Origin of the sequence: Micromonospora peucetia (genome assembly GCF_900091625.1) — a bacterium.
GTDB lineage: Bacteria > Actinomycetota > Actinomycetes > Mycobacteriales > Micromonosporaceae > Micromonospora > Micromonospora peucetia.
In genome coordinates this window covers 4,285,598-4,301,176 of sequence record NZ_FMIC01000002.1, presented here as the reverse complement: position 1 = coordinate 4,301,176, position 15,579 = coordinate 4,285,598, and the positions used below count along the sequence as shown (strand labels likewise).

The following is a 15,579-nucleotide window of genomic DNA, read 5'->3' as shown; positions in this document are numbered from 1 at the left end:
CCCGACTCACCCCGACGAGCCGTGAGCGCCGGATCAGGTTAGGCGCGCCGCTCCGAGCCGGACAAGGACGAACCGGGGCCGACCGGGCGTGATTGATGTCAAGGTGGAAAAGCGGCATGTCGACGTAACGCGGCCCCACGGGTCGACGCTATTTCCCGTCGAGGCGACCACTGCGCCCCGGGCCGTTCGAGCCGGTGCCACCGATCCGGCGCGCCGAGGGCTCCGCCGGACTCACCGGCCGGCCGACCCGGGCGGCGTGCAGCAGGCGCTCCGGCGCCACGCCCAGCAACGAGCCCAGGGCGGCACGGGTGGCGGGCGCGTCGATGAGCTGGCTCAGCGGATGCGCCGCCAGCCCGGCCGTGTGCAGGGTCAACCAGATGCGAGCGAGCACCCGACCGAACTCGACCTGCGTCGCGTCGTCCGACCCGGGCGGTCCGACCAGGACGATCACGGCGCCGCCGAGCGCGAGCGGGTTGCCGGACGCCACGGCGAGCAGCCGGGGCAGGCCCATCCGGCGCAGGACCGGGTACGCCGCCAGTGCCGTCCGCAGGACGGTCGCCTCGCCCCGGGACAGCCCCAGGCAACGGTCGGTGAGCCCGTCGGCGCGATAGTCCGGATGCGCCGGTGTGAGCCGCAGCCACGACCGCAACTCGCCGACCACCTCGGGATCCGCGTACACCTGTCGGTCGGCGGTCCTCAACAGGCGGGCCAGCAGGCCGGCGTCCGGTACGGTCCGGACCATCCCGCCTGACGACCGCGCTAGCGCGTCGACGGCCGCTGTCACCTCGGCGTCCGGGCCGGCCGAGAACCGGCCCCGGTGGGTGCGACGGGCCCGCACCTGCGCCGCGCCGAACGGAGTGTCGTATCGGTGCGGGGACGCCCGCAGCCAGCCCACCCGGCGGTCCTCGGCACAGTGGTCCGCGACGAACTCCAGCCGGAGTCCGGCGTCGGCCGCGACGACCAGGCAGGTCTCGACGAAGGCTCCCAGGGACAGCCGCAGATCCCGACCGGAGGGATCAGCCGCCGGCAGCGTGTACGCCTGTTCCCAGCCCACCCGGACCACCCCGTTCTGGTGGTCGAGCCGCCACGGTTGGGTGTTGTGCGCGCTCGGCGCCCGCCAGCAGAGCGGCTCCAGCGCGCGGAACGCCGCGAGTTCCATCTACAGCGCCTTCTCGTAGAAGGTGTACCCGTGCAGCGGCCGGCCGCCCAGCGCCCGGTACTGCGCGGCCGAGGCCGGATTATCTCGGCCGACGTAGGTGCTGCGCAGCGTCGTGTACCCGCCGGTGTGCAGGTTGTGGCGCAACGCGGCGGAGAGCAGCCGCTGGTATCCGCGGCCCTGGCACTCGGGCAGCACACCTTTGACGATCAGCACCGCCTCGCGCCGGTACCGGCGTCGGACCGCCAGCAGCCGGAGCTGGTTGACCAGGTTGAGGTTGCCCCGGACCCGGACCACGAACTCGCTGATGTCCGGTACGCACAGCACGAACCCCACCGGCCGCCCGGCCCGGGTCAGGTAGAGCAGCAGTGACTCGTCCAGCAGGTACGCGAGCCCGTCGGTCTGCCGACGCAGCTGCGCGGCGGAGATCTCGGTGTAGTAGCCGAGCTGGGCGAAGGACGCGTTCAGCAGTTCACGCAGCAGGTCGAGTTGCTCGGCGAGCCGGTGGACGTCGCCCCGGTGCACCACCAACTCCGCGCCGTCCGGGTCGGTGCCGAGATCGACGTCCTCGCCGGCCGAGACCGGGCAGATCCAGGTGTCCGACTCGAACCGCCGGCGGAATCCGTACGACTCGTACGCGGTCACGTATCGCGGCGGGTTCCAGGCGCTGTCGATGAAGCCCCGGTCGGCGTACCCGGAGGTGATGACCCCGCCGGACTGGTTGGGCAGCAACGCGACCGGGCCGAAGAGCACCTCCCGGTCGCCGGCGGCGTGGGCGGCGGTGACGATCGCCTCGAACAGCGGTCGGGCCGCCGAGTCGGTGAACTCGGTGAGCCCGAAGAGCTGGCACCGGCGACCGAACCTGGCGTCGAGGGCGGCGTCGGTGTGCAGGGTGGTCCGGCCCACGACCGCACCGGTCGCGCCGTCCCGGAGCAGGTACATCGGCACGCCTTCGCGCCACCACCGCCGTACCTGTTGGCGCGACGGCGGCACGAAGCGCGGCTCGTCGGCGTACACCCGGTCGGTGAGCGCGAGGAACTCCCGCAGGCCGCGCCGGTCGACGACCCGCTCCAGACCGCGCCGGCCGGTCACCGTCGCACCGCCGGTCCGGCCGTCTCCGAGCCCAGCGGGGTGAAGGTCGGGATGTGTGCCATCTCGGTGGACTCGGCTCGCCACCGCCCGTTGGAGTAGCCGTCGGGCTCGGCGGTGAAGAGCCGGATGTAGCCGGCGGTCGCGTTGCGGGTGCCGTCGGTGACCCAGGTCATCAGCCGTCGATGGTGCCGGGACCGGGCGAACCGCAGCATGGCGTCGCGGTCGGCGAAGAACGCGATCGTGCCGAGGGTGAAGGGAAACTCCCAGTACACCGTGTGCCAGCGGTATCCGGACATCCGGCGCAGGTCACGGACCATCCGCAGCCAGGCCGGGACGAGCCGCAGGATCGCCAGCGGCCCCCGGTAGCGGGTCGCGCCGACGAACATGGCCCCGGCCCGCGCCTGTGCCGGGGCCTGGGAGAAGTCACGGGTACGCATCGCTCAGCCCACCAGGTAGATGTTCTTGATCTTCTGTTGTCCGGCGAACGGGCCGGTGCCCGGTTCGTGCAGCTCGACGCGGAGGTCACCGGCGGTCGGGTCCTCGGTCAGTGACTGCGCGAAGTCGCGGGAGACCACCGCGAGGTGCTGGCGCACTCCGGTCCGGCAGGCCGTGGCGAGAGCATCGCGATCCGGCTCGGGCAGCGGGCGGCGCAGTTCGAGGTGGACCACCGGCCGGGTCTCCAGCGTGGCGTCCTCGGCCAGCGCCAGGCAGAACCGGCTGATCTCGGCGGCGTACGGGTTGCCGGTGTAGAGGCCGTACTCGACGTCCTGTGGATAGAGATTGGCGCCCAGGTACGACACCGTGGAGTCGCGCCGGCCGAACAGCAGCAGCACCGGCAGGGTCATCCGTTCGCTCGCCAGCGCCGTACGACACTCGGCCCAGCGATCCGGGTCGCCGCGGACCAGGTCGAGGATCCGCCGATACCCGACGAGCAGCGCCTCGTCGCCGACGTTGTACCGCAGCCGTGGCTGGAGGACGTCGGGGCCGGTCATCGTGCAGAGCAGTTCCCGGCGCTCGTTCGTCTCCAGGTAGTTGGCCAACGGGTTGTACTGGAACACCATCGGCAACCGCTGCTCGTCGGCGCCGAGCAGCGCCGCCCGCAGCTCGGCATCACTGCGCAGGCGTCGCCGCAACCACACCGTGAACCGGGTCTCCGCGCCGATCCCGATGGACAGGTCCGAGGCGCCGTACGCCGACCGTACCTTGAGGAACCGCTCCTCCAGGTAGCCGCGCAACGCCTCGGTCATCCCCTCTCCCCCGCAGCTGGCGAAGATGCGGTGGCGCGACCAGTCGAAGCCATCGGCGTCGAGCCGGTCCCGCAGATGCTTCAGGAACGGCGGGTACGCGGTCACCAGGTAGTCGAAGTCCGGGCCGAACTCGCGGAGCGTGTCGACGATCTTGCCGAGGTCCGGGCCGGTGTTCTTGACCACCGCGATGCGGGCCATCGCGGCGCCGGTCGTCGTCCCGGTCGCCCAGGCGCCCATCGAGTACGCGTTGATGACGAACGGGCGACGCATCGGAAACACCAGGCTGCTGTAGCCGGCGATGTCGCGGTGCACCGCGCGCAGTTCCCGCTCGCCGCGCGGCCAGTTGAAGGGCCGGCCCGACGAGCCGGCCGACTCGTCGACCACCACGCCCCGGGCCGGTAGTCGTCCGCCCCGGCAGCGGCGCGCGGCCTCGAAGGGAACGACGTAACTCACCTTGTCGGTCTCCGGGAAGTCGCGCAGCCGACGCCGGACCCGGGCCGGCCGGGCACGCAGAAAGGCGCGGTACGCCGGGACGTCCAGCGCGGCGAGCGCGCACCCCGCACGCGCGTTCGCCGCCGCGAGCAGGTCCAGCATCGGGTGGTGCCGCCTGGCCAACCACCGCCACGACGTGGGATGCCGACCGGCGAGCCGCACCGCCGCCCCGAGTACCCGACCGAAGATCGTCAGACGTGCCCGGCGCCAGCGTTCGCCGGCCGTCAGACTCAGTGCCGCGAGGGGGGACGGATCAGGGTGTCGAAGCAGCGTCTCGGCCATGACAGCATCCTCGGCGTGTCCAGCCGGGAGTGCCTGAGCTGTCGCACCGGTCCGGTGCTGAGTATCCGCACCTAGCTGCCAGATGGACGCATGAGGGCTAGACCAGTATGAACCACCCTCCGGCTAGCCCTTCATATCGCCTGTGAACAGCGGAAATCAGGCGACGCTCGGGATCCGCGCCGATCGAGTTTGGGTCTCGAAAGCCTCCATCTGGTCGATGAGGTCTTGACGCAACCAGCAGCAGCATGGATTCTCGTTACTGGCATAGACCACTTCTCAGAGCTCGACCCGGGCTCCGGCCCCGACGGCCCGATCGGCTCCCCGTTGACCCGACCGACCGGCGGATCTTGTGCCGACCAGCCCCCGACACCCACACCACCGCACTCCGAGCCGGCGCACCCCGGCAACAGCCACCCACCTGGACCAACAAAAGTGGAGGTCGCGTGTTCCGTTCACGCTCATCTCGCGGTTGTCGCCGCGTTGTCACATTCGCCGCATCGGTCACGCTTGCCGTTGGCGTGCTGACTCCCCTGCCTGCCAACGCCGAACGACCGGCTCCCAACCACGCGGCTCGAATCCTTCCGGTGCCGCAGCAGATCGACTCGCGTCCGAGCTTCGTGTCGGTACCCAAGAACATCGATGTCGTCGCGGGCGAGACCGCCGACCCGGCAGCACGGACAGCGCTCGTGGAGTTGCTGTCCGCGCACGGCGTCACGGCCCGGATCGTGGGCGACAGTGACCTGACGACCCGCTCGCCGATGATCATCCTGGGCGGACCGGGCGAGACGCCGGCGAGCACCAATGCGCTACGCGACCTCAAGGTCACGGGTCCGGAGTCGCTGCCCCGTGAGGGGTACGTGCTGGCGGCTGGTCGCGACCAGCGTGGCCGGGAACGGATCGTCCTCTCCGGCGTGGACGGCGCCGGCACCTTCTACGCGGTCCAGTCGCTCCGCCAACTGCTCGTAGCGAAGGGCTCCCACCTAGCCGTCAACGGCGTGCAGATCCGCGACTGGCCGGGGTACCAGGTCCGTGGCGGTATGGAGTCCTTCTACGGACCGGTCTGGTCGCAGGAAGACCGGCGCTCGCAGATCGAGTTCCTGGCGCGGCACAAGATGAACCAGTTCTTCTACGGACCGGCGGACGACCTGCGCACCGGTTCGGACTGGGCCTCGCTCTACGAGGCGGCGGAACTGGCCCGGCTGAAGGAGATCGTCGACCTGTCGAAGGCGCGTCATGTCGACTTCGTCTACCGGATCTCGCCGGAGGCGCCGATGGCGCCCAGTAAGGGGATCTGTCACGTACGCGAAACCGATCGGGCCAAGCTGCTGGCACGCTTCGAGCAGATGTGGGAGATCGGTGTCCGGAGCTACGTCGTCGCCTGGGACGACGTGTCGGGCAACTTCGCCTGCCAGGAGGACCGGGACGCCTACCGTGGCGACCGGTCACCGCTCGCGGTGGCTCAGGCCGAGGTCACCAACTTCGTGCAGAAGGAGTTCATCGAGAAGCACCCCGGCGCCAACCGCATGGTGGCCGTGCCGACGGAGTACTGGGGCATGACGAAGACCCCGTACACGGAGCGCTTCGACGAGTTGCTGAGCACCGAGGTCGACCTCTACTGGACGGGACCGGCAGTGGTCTCGCCGAGCATCACCGAGGCGGACCTCCAGGCTGCCCAGGACGTGTGGTCGCGGCACCGGATCATGCTCTGGGACAACTACCCGGTCAACGACTACAGCACCAACCGGCTGCTGCTGGGCCCGCTGAAGAACCGCGACGCCAGCATGGCGGACAAGACGATCGGCATCTCGTTCAACGAACTCGTCGGTTACCAGGATGCCTCGCAGATCGCCCTCGGCACCCAGGCCGACTACTCCTGGAACCCGGTGGCCTACGACGCGGAACGTTCATGGACCCACACTCTGCAGATTCTCGGCGGTGACGCGTACGAGGAGCTGAGGCTCTTCGCCGAGAACAACCGGGCCAGCGTCCTGGACGCCACCACCCGGCCGGAGTTCGCGGCGCTCATCAACCGTCTCATGGCTGACTACCGGGCGGGCCGGCCCGTGACCGCCCAGCTCAACCAGGTCGACCGTGAGCTGCGCCGCCTCGAGGAGCTTCCCGCCGCGCTACGGGCAAAGCTCGACAACCCGGTTCTGCTCAAGCAGATCGCGCCCTGGCTGGACCGGGTCGGCGTAACCGGCCAGGCAGGTCGGGCGGCCCTGCGTGTTCTCAAGGCCCAGGACACGGGCGCCAGCGAAGCCGGCTGGGTGGCGCGACGGGACCAGGCAAGCGCCCGGCTCATCCTCGACCGCACCTGGCACCAGATCAGCCCCGGTCCGGTCGACGAGCTCCTGAGCTTCGCGGCGGCCCAGAGTGACGCCTACATCGGTGACCGCTGGTACGGGGACCTTGGGACCCCCACCGGTACACCGGCTGCCGCATCGGGTTCCCGGTTGGCCAATCTGACCGACCGGCGCGACGACACCGTCTACGTCGCCGCCAGCGTGCCGCAGGCCGGGGACGCGGTCATGGTCCCGATCACCAAGCCGCACAAGCTGTCGGCGGTGACCGTGGTGCAGGACGCGACCGCTCCCGCGGACGGCATGATCCAGGCGCTCGTCGACGGCACCTGGGTGGACCTCGGTCAGCTCGCTGACGGATTCACCAAGGTGCCGGCCAAGGATCTCGCGGCCACCGCGGTACGGATCCAGTGGACTCCCGGTAGCGTCGCGCCGCGCGTCTACGAGATCGTCCCGCACTACTCCGACGTGCTGCGCGGTCGAGTCTCGCTCGAACCGTCGGGCGGAATCATCGCACCCGGGACGACCAAACGGTTCCAGGTCGCTCTCGAGGTGTTCGACGAGGGCCGGGTGACGGCACGTGTCGCCGCCAGCGGCCCGGCCGGCTGGACCGTCACCCCGGCGACGCAGGTTCTCAACGCGCGACCGGATGGTCGGACCATCGTCGCGAGCGTGCCGGTTGCCGTCACCGTTCCGTCCGGCACTACCGAGGGCCGGCACCAGGTGACAGTGACGTTCCACAAGGATGGTGTCGCGCCGGTGACCCTGCCGCTGACGATCATCGTGGGAGAGGGCAGCTATCCGGAGTTCGTGAACAGGGCCAACCCGTCCGGTTACTGGAGGCTGGGCGACGCGGCCGGATCCAGGACTGCCGTCGACAGCTCCACCAGCGGGCAGAACGGAATCTACCAGGGTGCTGAGCCGGGTGCCGGGGGCGTGCTTGCCGGTAACGGTGCGGCCGACCTCTCAAACGGCTACATCGACGTGCCGCGCTCCCCGCGTACCAACCTGACCGGACCGTTCACGGTGGAAGCGTGGGTCAAGCTCGACACGCTCGTTCCGTCGCCCGGGCAGGCGATCATCGAGAGCTACACCGGGCCGGCGCACAGCGGGTACGCGTTGAGGGCGAGCAGCGGCGTCCTGCAGGCGTGGTCGCTCGGCTCTCCGGGTAAGGGACACGGCGTCGTGTCCGGTCGCACCCAGCTGACGCCGAACAAGTGGCACCACGTCGCCGCCGTGTTCGACGGATCGCGGCTGACCGTGTACCTCGACGGCGTCGCGGACAACAGTGTCGCGACGACGGTGGCCCCGGGCAGCGGTACGGCCAGCGTCAAGCTCGGTGGCCGCGGAGACGACACGTCCCAGCGGCTGCAGGGCGACCTCGACGAGGCGGCGATCTATGACCGCGCGCTGACGGCGAACGAGATCCAGGAGCACTACTTCGCCGGAATCGGCTAGCCAGACCATCCGGATGCGCGTCAGCCGCCCTGCGTCGGTGGGCTGACGCGCATCTGGATGGCGTAGCGATCCCCACGGTAGAGCGACCGCCCGAACTCCACGACCTTGCCCATGTTGTCGACGGAGATGCGCTCGATCAGGAACGCCGGGCTGTCCTCGGCGACTTCGAGCCGCTTCGCCTCGGTGGCGGTCAGCCGCGCGATGGTGACGGTCTGCCGTGCCGATTCAAGTCGTACACCGAAGGCGCGACCCAGAATGTCGTAGAGCGAGTCGTCGCGCCCCAACACGTCGAGCAGGGTGGGGAATCGCGCCGCGGCGAGGTTGGTCCGCTCCAGTGCCATCGGGATCTCGTCGGCGGTACGGATCCGCTCGATGTAGTGGGTCGGCTCGCCCGCAGCGATACCGAGGTTGGCGGCGACGGTGCGGGTGGCCGGGCGGGTGCGACTCCGGTAGCTCTTGGCGCCCGGCGTCATACCGCGCATTCGCATGTCCTCGCTGAAGGAGCGGAATATCTCCGAATGGGTCAGGGTCGGATGCTGCACGAAGGTGCCACGTCCAGGGACCCGCCGGACCATCCCTTTCGTCTCCAACGCGTCGATGGAGCCTCGGACAGTCATCCGAGCCACTCCGAACCGCTCGGCGAGGACCCGCTCGGACGGGAGCAGCGCACCATCTCGTGAGTTCAGGACCAAGGCGGTGAGCACGTCGATGATGTGCTTGCCCTTGCCGCGGTTCTGCTCCGCCAGTACCGACTCAAGCGCTCCGTCGCTCGGCTCATGTCGCGTCCTCGGCACGAGTTCGTCTCCTTTCTATGCGATTGACGTCATCGTACGGGCACATCGCGTACCTCGGATGAGGTCGGCCTACCCGTTGACCAGCGGTCTATACCAGTATTACAGTCGAGCTCTCACCCGGTCGGGTGGGGTGTCGACAACGACGATCGGAGACACGGATGCCCAGGAAGTGCGGTGTGTTGGGAGCAGCGGCGCTGCTCACCGTCACCCTCGCCGCGTGCGCACCAGGCAGCGGCGACAGCGGTGACAAGGGCGGCGACGCCGTCAACCTGAAGGTCTGGGGATGGCGGCAGGAGGATGTCGCGGCATACAACAAGATCTTCCAGATCTACGAGGACGCCAACCCCGGTGTCACCGTGGAATACGTCCCCTACAAGAACACCGAATACGACACGATCCTCAAGACAGGGCTCACCGACGCCAGCGGCCCCGACGTGGCACAGCTCCGTTCCTACGGCCTGCTTCAGCCACTGGTCGCCGCCAGCGGTCTGGTGCCCCTCGATGACCAGATCAAGGAGTTGGGCGGCTTCTCGAAACCGGTTCTCGACGGCGCCCGGGGCGAGAGCGACGGAAAGGTCTACGGAGTGCCGTTCGCACTCCAGACCCTGCACGTGATCTACAACGAGAAGCTCTTCGCCGATCACGGCATCACGGCCCCCACCACCTGGGCGGACATGATCGCGGCGTTCGAAAAGCTCAACAGCGCCAAGGTCATCCCGCTGGCCAGCACGGTCACCGACACCTGGATGCTGCCGATCCAGCACGAGATCTTCGGAGCCACGACGTACGGCGGCACCGACTACCTCAACAAGATGATCACCGGTGGGGCGAAGTTCACCGACGCCCCCTGGGTGAAGTCGGTCGAGGCGTGGAAGGGCACCAACAAGTACTGGCCGCCGCAGTCGTCCGGGGTGAGCTACGCCGACGCACAGGCGCTCTTCACCTCCGGCCGCGCCGCGATGTTCCCGGGCGGGATCTGGGAGCTCGGCGTGTTCGAGAAGGCCAACCCCGGCATGAAGATGGGCATCTTCAACGTGCCGCCCGCACCCGGCGCGGCGGTCGACAAGACGCTCGTTCCCGGCTACGTCGACGGTTCGTTCGGGGTCTCGGCGAAGTCCCCCAAGCGGGAGGCCGCGCTGGACCTGGTGCGGTGGATGGCGTCCGCGGAGTTCGGCCGGGCCTACTCCACCGAACTGCGCCAGATCTCCGCGGTACCCAACGTCCAGCCTGAGGACAAGCTCCTGGCCCAGGCCCTGCGGGGCTACCAGGAGAACCCGAGCCCGTACGTCACCTACGCGTACTTCTCCGGTGGGTCACCCACGGCCTGGGACCTCGCCTCGGCGGCCTTCTCCGACTATCTGCTCGGGCGACGTGACGCCGCTGACGCGGCCGGGCACATCCAGCGAGGGGTCGATCAGTGGTTCCGGCCCAAGAACTGAATGTCCGTCCTGCCCGGCGGCGTCGCCGCCAGGCAGGACGGACCTCACCGGGGTGGATCACGGCCTTCTGCCTACCGGCGTTCGTTCTCTACGGCATGTTCGTCGTGGTGCCTCTGCTCACCGCCTTCTACTACGGGCTGTTCCGCTGGGAGGGCACCCGCCAGGCGGGCTTCGTCGGGATCGGCAACTACCGGGAGATCCTCACCCGCTATCCGCTGAGCGATGAGATCACCGCCGCGCTGGGGCACAACGTGCTCTTCTTCGTCGGCACCATGGCGATCCAGAACACCATCGGGCTGGGCCTGGCCGTCCTCCTCCATCGGAACCCGTGGGGAAAGCGGTTGTTCCAGACCCTCTTCTCGCTCCCCTACCTGATCAGCCCGCTGATCGTCGGCTACATCTGGTCGCTCCTGCTGAGCCCCACCTTCGGCCCGATCAATCACGTACTCAGAGCTGTCGGCCTGGACTCGTGGGCACGCCCGTGGCTCGGTGAGCCGGACACCGCGCTGCCGGTACTGATCCTGGTCAACGCCTGGCAGTGGATCGGTGGGCCCATGCTCATCTTCGGCGCCGCCCTGGCCGGTGTCCCACGCGAGTTGGAGGAGGCCGCCGCCATCGACGGCGCATCAGCCACCAGGGCCTTCTGGAGTGTCCGGTTCCCCCTCCTGATGCCGGCCGTCGGGGTGATCACCGTTCTGACGTTCATCGGGAGCTTCAACATCTTCGACCTCGTCTATGCGCTCGGCGGATCCGACGGCGGACCCGGCGGCGCCATGGACGTGCTGGGCCTGCTCTACTACCGGACCGCCTTCCAGGGCGGCAGCAACGCGATCGGAGAGTCCTCGGCGTTGGCCATGCTGATCTTCGTACTCATCTTCGGGATCTCCGTCGTCCTGGAACGGGCGCTGCGCCGCCGGGAGGTCACCTGAAATGAACGCCCTGATGACCACCCCCCGTACGACGCCGGAAACCACCAGCGGATCCTCGCGCCCGGACGGCGCCCGTCAGCGTTCGCTCAGCCGCGGCATCGCTGTCCAGGTCGTTCTGTGGGCGTACGCCGGCATCGCCTTCGGCCCGCTGCTGCTGGTGCTGATCGGTTCGTTCCGTTCCAACGCGGAGATCCTTCGCGCACCGGTCGGGTTGCCCGGTTCGCTCGACGTGAGCAACTACGTCCGCGCCTGGGAGACCGCGTCGATCTCGACCTACCTGATCAACTCCCTGGTGGTGACGTGCGCTTCGGTGGTGCTGTGTGTCGGCGTGTCGGCGCTGGCCGCCTACGCCCTGGCCAGGTGGAGATTCCGGGGACGCGCCCTGCTGGCGGCGTTCTTCCTGTCGGGCCTGATGATTCCCGCGAAGCTCGGCCTGCTGCCGGTGTTCTACATGTTCCAGTCGATGGGGCTGATCGACAGCCGGATCGGGCTGGTGCTGCTCTACGCGGCGAGCGGCGTGCCGTTCTCCGTTTTCGTGATCATGGGATTCATGCGGGGGTTCCCCGGGGAGCTGGAGGAGGCCGCGAGGCTCGACGGAGCGCACGAGGGACGCCTGTTCGTGTCGATCGTGCTGCCACTGATGCGTCCGGCACTCGCGGTGGTCACGGTCTTCCAGTTCGCGCCGACCTGGAACGACTTCTTCTATCCGCTGGTGCTGATGCGTAGCGGCGACAAGTACACCGTCCCCGTCGGGCTGACCCGGTTCTTCGGTGAGTTCGCCGCCGATCGCGGCACCCTGTTCGCCGGGCTCGTGATCGCTCTGGTCCCGCTGGCCGTGGTGTTCGCGCTGGCGACCAAGCAGATCGTCGCCGGCCTGACCGCCGGGATGTCACGATGACAGACACCATCACCATCGACGGCGGAAAATCACAGCTCAGGATGCTGCTGAGTACTCCAGCGGGTCGTCAGCTCGGGGTCGGGCCCGGCTTCGTCTACCGGCCCGACGAGGACGGCGTCACCCGGATCGTGGACTCCATCCGTGGCGCCGCGGACACCATCTCCCTCCCCACACAGGTGGCAGGGGTGCTCGCCGGACTGACCGGCATACCGGGTGATCACGCCGAGCGTCGGCGTCTCGCCCTCGCCATCACGAGGCTCCTCGGCGGCCCCACCGCGATCGTGGAGGACAGCGTCCTCGCCCACGCCGGTGCCCTCGCCGGTGCCGGTGTGGTCCTGTGCGCCGGAACCGGGACGACAGTTCTGGCGGTGGACGCCGACGGAAACTATGCCCGGCTCGACGGGTGGGGCCCATATCTCGGCGACCGCGGCAGCGCGTTCGCCATCGGGCTCGCCGGGATGCGCGCCGCGACGGCGTCGTACGACCAGGTCGGGCCGAGAACCACGCTGGCCGACCGCCTTGTCGCCGCGCTCGGGGGCAGCGACCTGGCGGCGCTCCAGCGGTACTACCGGGACCCCGCCATGATCCCCCGCACGGCGGCCTTCGCTCTCGACGTCCTCGACGCGGCCGCCCAGGCCGACCCGGTGGCGAGCCGCATCTGCGCAACAGCCGCGACTGATCTCGCTGACGCGGCGGAGGCGGCGACCAACCGACTCCGCCTCAGCGGGGCGGAACGCCGGGTGTCGTACAGCGGACGGCTACTGGCGCCGGGGAACGCCCTCTACCAGGCACTGTCCGCAGAACTCGACGCCAGAGGGCTGCCGCTGGTCAGCCCCAGGGCCGAGCCGCTTGAGGGCGGCCCCACGCTACTGCGCGGCACCGGTCCCTACGCCCGCCTGCTGGCGGACCAGAACCCGGGCGGAGACGCGTGAGGGTCGGACACGGGACGGCCCGTTTCACGGCCGTGCCCGGAGAACCCATGGGTGGATACATCGACCGGTCCCAGGGCGTCCAGGGCGTGCTCGACCCGCTCGAGGTCCACGTGGTGACCTTCGCCGACGACGGCCACCGGTTCGCGCTGGTGGTCGCGGACCTGATCTGCGTGAATGTCGACGTCGTCGATCGGATCCGGACCGCCATGCGGGGCATCGGTGTGTCCTCCTGCTGGGTTGCCGCCACGCACACGCACGCGAGCCCCGAGGCGGGCTGTTTCCCCGGCGGCACGGTCACGCCACGGCCCGTCGGCGACCGGCTGGTGGCCGCGTCACTCGCGGCCGCACGCCACGCCATGGCGTCCGAACGGGCAGCCAGGATCGGCGCCTCCCGCACCCTGGTTCCCGGATTCGCGGGTCGCCGCAACCTCGCGGACACGCCACCGATGGACATTCCCGTCGACACCATCGCGGTCACCGCAGGTACCGACGTGGTCGGCCTGATAGTGGTCTCCCCGGTCCACCCGACCGTCCTGCCCGCCGACAACAACCAGGTGAGCGCGGACCTGAGTGGTGGCATCCGCCGAGCGCTGTCCGCACCCGACAGATGGGTGGTCGTCGCCACCGGCGCTGCCGGCGACATCAGTACCCGGCACACCCGCCAGGGACATGGGCGACCGGAAGTGGACCGGCTCGGCGCCCGGGTGGCCAGCCACGTGGAACCGCCACCACATGCCGGCCACAACCCGGCGGCACCGGTACGGCCACCGGTCTCGCGCAACGTCCGGCTACGGCCGAAACAGCCGGCGGAGTTCGACGCGTCCGTCTGTCCGACTCCGCAGGTCGGAGACGATCGGATTCGCCTGGTCCTGCAACAGGGGCTGCGGATCGCGCAGGAGCAGGCCGCCCGCCAGCGCACCGAACCCTATGTGGTCGAGGTCGCGGCGGTCGCCCTCGACGGGGTCACCGTCGTCGGCGTGCCCGGCGAGTTGTTCCTGGAACTGGGCGAAGCGATCCGCTCCGCGGCGGCGGACCAGGTTTCCGACATCGTCGTCCTCGGCTACACGAACGGCTACCTCGGCTACCTACCCACCCACGACACACCACCTTCCTACGAAACCTATGCCAGCCCGGTCAGCGCCGGCAGCGGCGAGATCCTCGTCGAAGCCGCCGTCGAAGCCGCCGTCGAGGCAGCCCGCGACCGTGACCGTTCCAGGAGGAACAGTGCCTGAACCCGCCTACGCCAACATCGCCCGGACCGCACTCGAGCAGATCCTCGCCACCCAACTCGGTGCCATCGAGTCGGCGGCCACGCTCGTTGCCGACGCCATCGCCGCCGGTGCTGTCCTACAGGCATTCGGAACCGGCCACTCGCGGATCGTCACCCTCGAACTCGCGGCGCGCGCCGGCGGGCTCGCCCCGGTCAGCATGCTGGCGGTCAAGGATCTCGTGATGTTCGGCGGCGCCGACCCGGGACCGATCCTCGACCCGACGTACGAGCGCGAGTTCGGCCTGGCCGAACGGATCTACGCGCTCGCCGCGCCCGCCACGCAGGACCCCTTCCTGATCGTCTCCAACTCCGGCATCAACGCCGCCATCGTCGAGATGGCGACGCTGGCCCGTGAGCGGAAACATCCGATCATCGCGGTCACCTCGGTCGCACACACCCGATCCGCCGGGGCCCGTACGACCCAGGGACCACATCTCGCCGACCTGGCTGACGTGGTGATCGACAACCTTGCCCCGGCCGGGGACGCGGCGCTGGAGATCACCCCAGAAGTTCGGATCGGGGCGGTCTCGTCGTTCACCGGGGTGCTCATCGCGCAGCTACTCACCGAACTGGTCTGCCGCCGGCTGCTGGAACGCGGCATCGACCCACCGGTACACACATCCGCGAATCTCGCCTGGGGCGACGCGCGTAATGCCGCCCTTCAGGAGCGGTACCGCGACCGGGTCCGCCCGATCGAACCCTGACCAACACGCGGTTGCAGGTTGAGCGACCCGGACCCGTCGGTACCCGGCACCCGACGGGTGGTCGCAGAGGCCCAGGACCCGGCTGGGCAGGGCGGCGGCGGGTCCGGTGCCGGGGTGGTGGCTCGACGGACCGCCTCGGCTTGGGCGGCCACCGGCTCCGGCAGCGCCCGCACGCTCTTGCCCAGCGCGCTGCCGACAAGGCTGGTCGGATCGCTCACATCGCGGTGGCCGTCGAGCCTGCGCGCAGCAGATCCGTCCACCTGGGTTCCATGTGTCATCGACCCTGGCCGAACTGGCCGCGGTAACGTCCGGGGCCGACAGCATCAGAAAGTTGCAGGCGTACCGTCATAGGTCCTCGCCGCCGCGTCTCGCTGTTCGACTTCCTCGTCTGCGTCACACGGCTGATCACTGCGCTGCGTGCGGATAGGGCGTACACGCTGACCTTCACCGAGGCGGCCGATGTCGTCGAGTTCCGCCCCGTGGCTGGCGATCGCGTCGAGGTTGCTGCCATCGATCCGTACCGTTGCGATGACCATGGCATCCGGCTCGCGGACCCCGAACCGGACTGCTTGGCCCAGGTGGACCG

Annotated in this window: 13 protein-coding genes; 7 read left to right on the top strand and 6 right to left on the bottom strand. The window is 69.4% G+C overall.

Features of this window, described 5'->3' with window-relative positions; translation table 11 throughout:
- Nucleotides 1-148: 148 nt before the first annotated feature.
- From GA0070608_RS19965 to GA0070608_RS19950, 4 genes are read right to left on the bottom strand one after another with little or no spacing between them, the layout of a single operon-like run.
- A complete protein-coding gene (locus tag GA0070608_RS19965) occupies nucleotides 149-1,159 on the bottom strand; it encodes a nitroreductase (RefSeq protein ID WP_091630097.1) in 1,011 nt (336 codons plus the stop codon).
- Nucleotides 1,160-2,248, bottom strand: a complete 1,089-nt coding sequence (locus GA0070608_RS19960) for a GNAT family N-acetyltransferase (protein ID WP_091630096.1) — start codon at nucleotides 2,246-2,248, stop codon at nucleotides 1,160-1,162.
- Nucleotides 2,245-2,685, bottom strand: a complete 441-nt coding sequence (locus GA0070608_RS19955) for a DUF4188 domain-containing protein (RefSeq protein ID WP_091630095.1) — start codon at nucleotides 2,683-2,685, stop codon at nucleotides 2,245-2,247. The genes GA0070608_RS19960 and GA0070608_RS19955 overlap by 4 nt, the downstream gene beginning before the upstream one ends.
- Nucleotides 2,686-2,688: 3 nt before the next feature.
- On the bottom strand, nucleotides 2,689-4,269 hold the full coding sequence (locus tag GA0070608_RS19950) for a phenylacetate--CoA ligase family protein (protein ID WP_091630094.1): 1,581 nt from the start codon (nucleotides 4,267-4,269) through the stop codon (nucleotides 2,689-2,691).
- Nucleotides 4,270-4,853: 584 nt separating this feature from the next.
- Between GA0070608_RS19950 and GA0070608_RS19945 the strand changes: the two genes are divergently transcribed.
- Nucleotides 4,854-8,027 (top strand): beta-N-acetylglucosaminidase domain-containing protein, encoded by a 3,174-nt coding sequence (locus GA0070608_RS19945; RefSeq protein ID WP_176733769.1) that lies wholly within the window; start codon nucleotides 4,854-4,856, stop codon nucleotides 8,025-8,027.
- Between the two features lie 20 nt (nucleotides 8,028-8,047).
- Here the strand turns inward: GA0070608_RS19945 and GA0070608_RS19940 are convergent, their stop codons facing one another.
- Complete coding sequence (locus GA0070608_RS19940) at nucleotides 8,048-8,821, bottom strand: GntR family transcriptional regulator (RefSeq protein WP_091630092.1); 774 nt, start codon at nucleotides 8,819-8,821, stop codon at nucleotides 8,048-8,050.
- Between the two features lie 176 nt (nucleotides 8,822-8,997).
- On the opposite strand from GA0070608_RS19940, the gene GA0070608_RS19935 reads away from it, so the two are divergent.
- The 6 genes from GA0070608_RS19935 to GA0070608_RS19910 all read left to right on the top strand — a co-directional run bounded on the left by GA0070608_RS19935 (nucleotide 8,998) and on the right by GA0070608_RS19910 (nucleotide 14,993).
- Entirely contained in the window at nucleotides 8,998-10,260 is a 1,263-nt protein-coding gene (locus GA0070608_RS19935) for an ABC transporter substrate-binding protein (RefSeq protein ID WP_176733768.1), read from the top strand.
- Nucleotides 10,261-10,367: 107 nt separating this feature from the next.
- A complete protein-coding gene (locus GA0070608_RS19930; protein WP_245715842.1) occupies nucleotides 10,368-11,189 on the top strand; it encodes a carbohydrate ABC transporter permease in 822 nt (273 codons plus the stop codon).
- 1 nt (nucleotide 11,190) lies between these two features.
- Nucleotides 11,191-12,087 (top strand): carbohydrate ABC transporter permease, encoded by an 897-nt coding sequence (locus tag GA0070608_RS19925; RefSeq protein ID WP_091630089.1) that lies wholly within the window; start codon nucleotides 11,191-11,193, stop codon nucleotides 12,085-12,087.
- On the top strand, nucleotides 12,084-13,019 hold the full coding sequence (locus GA0070608_RS19920) for a BadF/BadG/BcrA/BcrD ATPase family protein (RefSeq protein ID WP_091630088.1): 936 nt from the start codon (nucleotides 12,084-12,086) through the stop codon (nucleotides 13,017-13,019). Before GA0070608_RS19925 ends, GA0070608_RS19920 begins: the two co-directional genes overlap by 4 nt.
- Before the next feature lie 47 nt (nucleotides 13,020-13,066).
- Nucleotides 13,067-14,251 (top strand): hypothetical protein, encoded by a 1,185-nt coding sequence (locus GA0070608_RS19915; RefSeq protein WP_091630087.1) that lies wholly within the window; start codon nucleotides 13,067-13,069, stop codon nucleotides 14,249-14,251.
- Nucleotides 14,244-14,993, top strand: coding sequence for a sugar isomerase domain-containing protein (locus GA0070608_RS19910; RefSeq protein WP_218107529.1), 750 nt, complete (start codon nucleotides 14,244-14,246; stop codon nucleotides 14,991-14,993). The genes GA0070608_RS19915 and GA0070608_RS19910 overlap by 8 nt, the downstream gene beginning before the upstream one ends.
- A gap of 323 nt (nucleotides 14,994-15,316) precedes the next feature.
- Here the strand turns inward: GA0070608_RS19910 and GA0070608_RS32120 are convergent, their stop codons facing one another.
- Nucleotides 15,317-15,529, bottom strand: coding sequence for a hypothetical protein (locus tag GA0070608_RS32120; protein ID WP_141719499.1), 213 nt, complete (start codon nucleotides 15,527-15,529; stop codon nucleotides 15,317-15,319).
- Nucleotides 15,530-15,579: the final 50 nt, after the last annotated feature.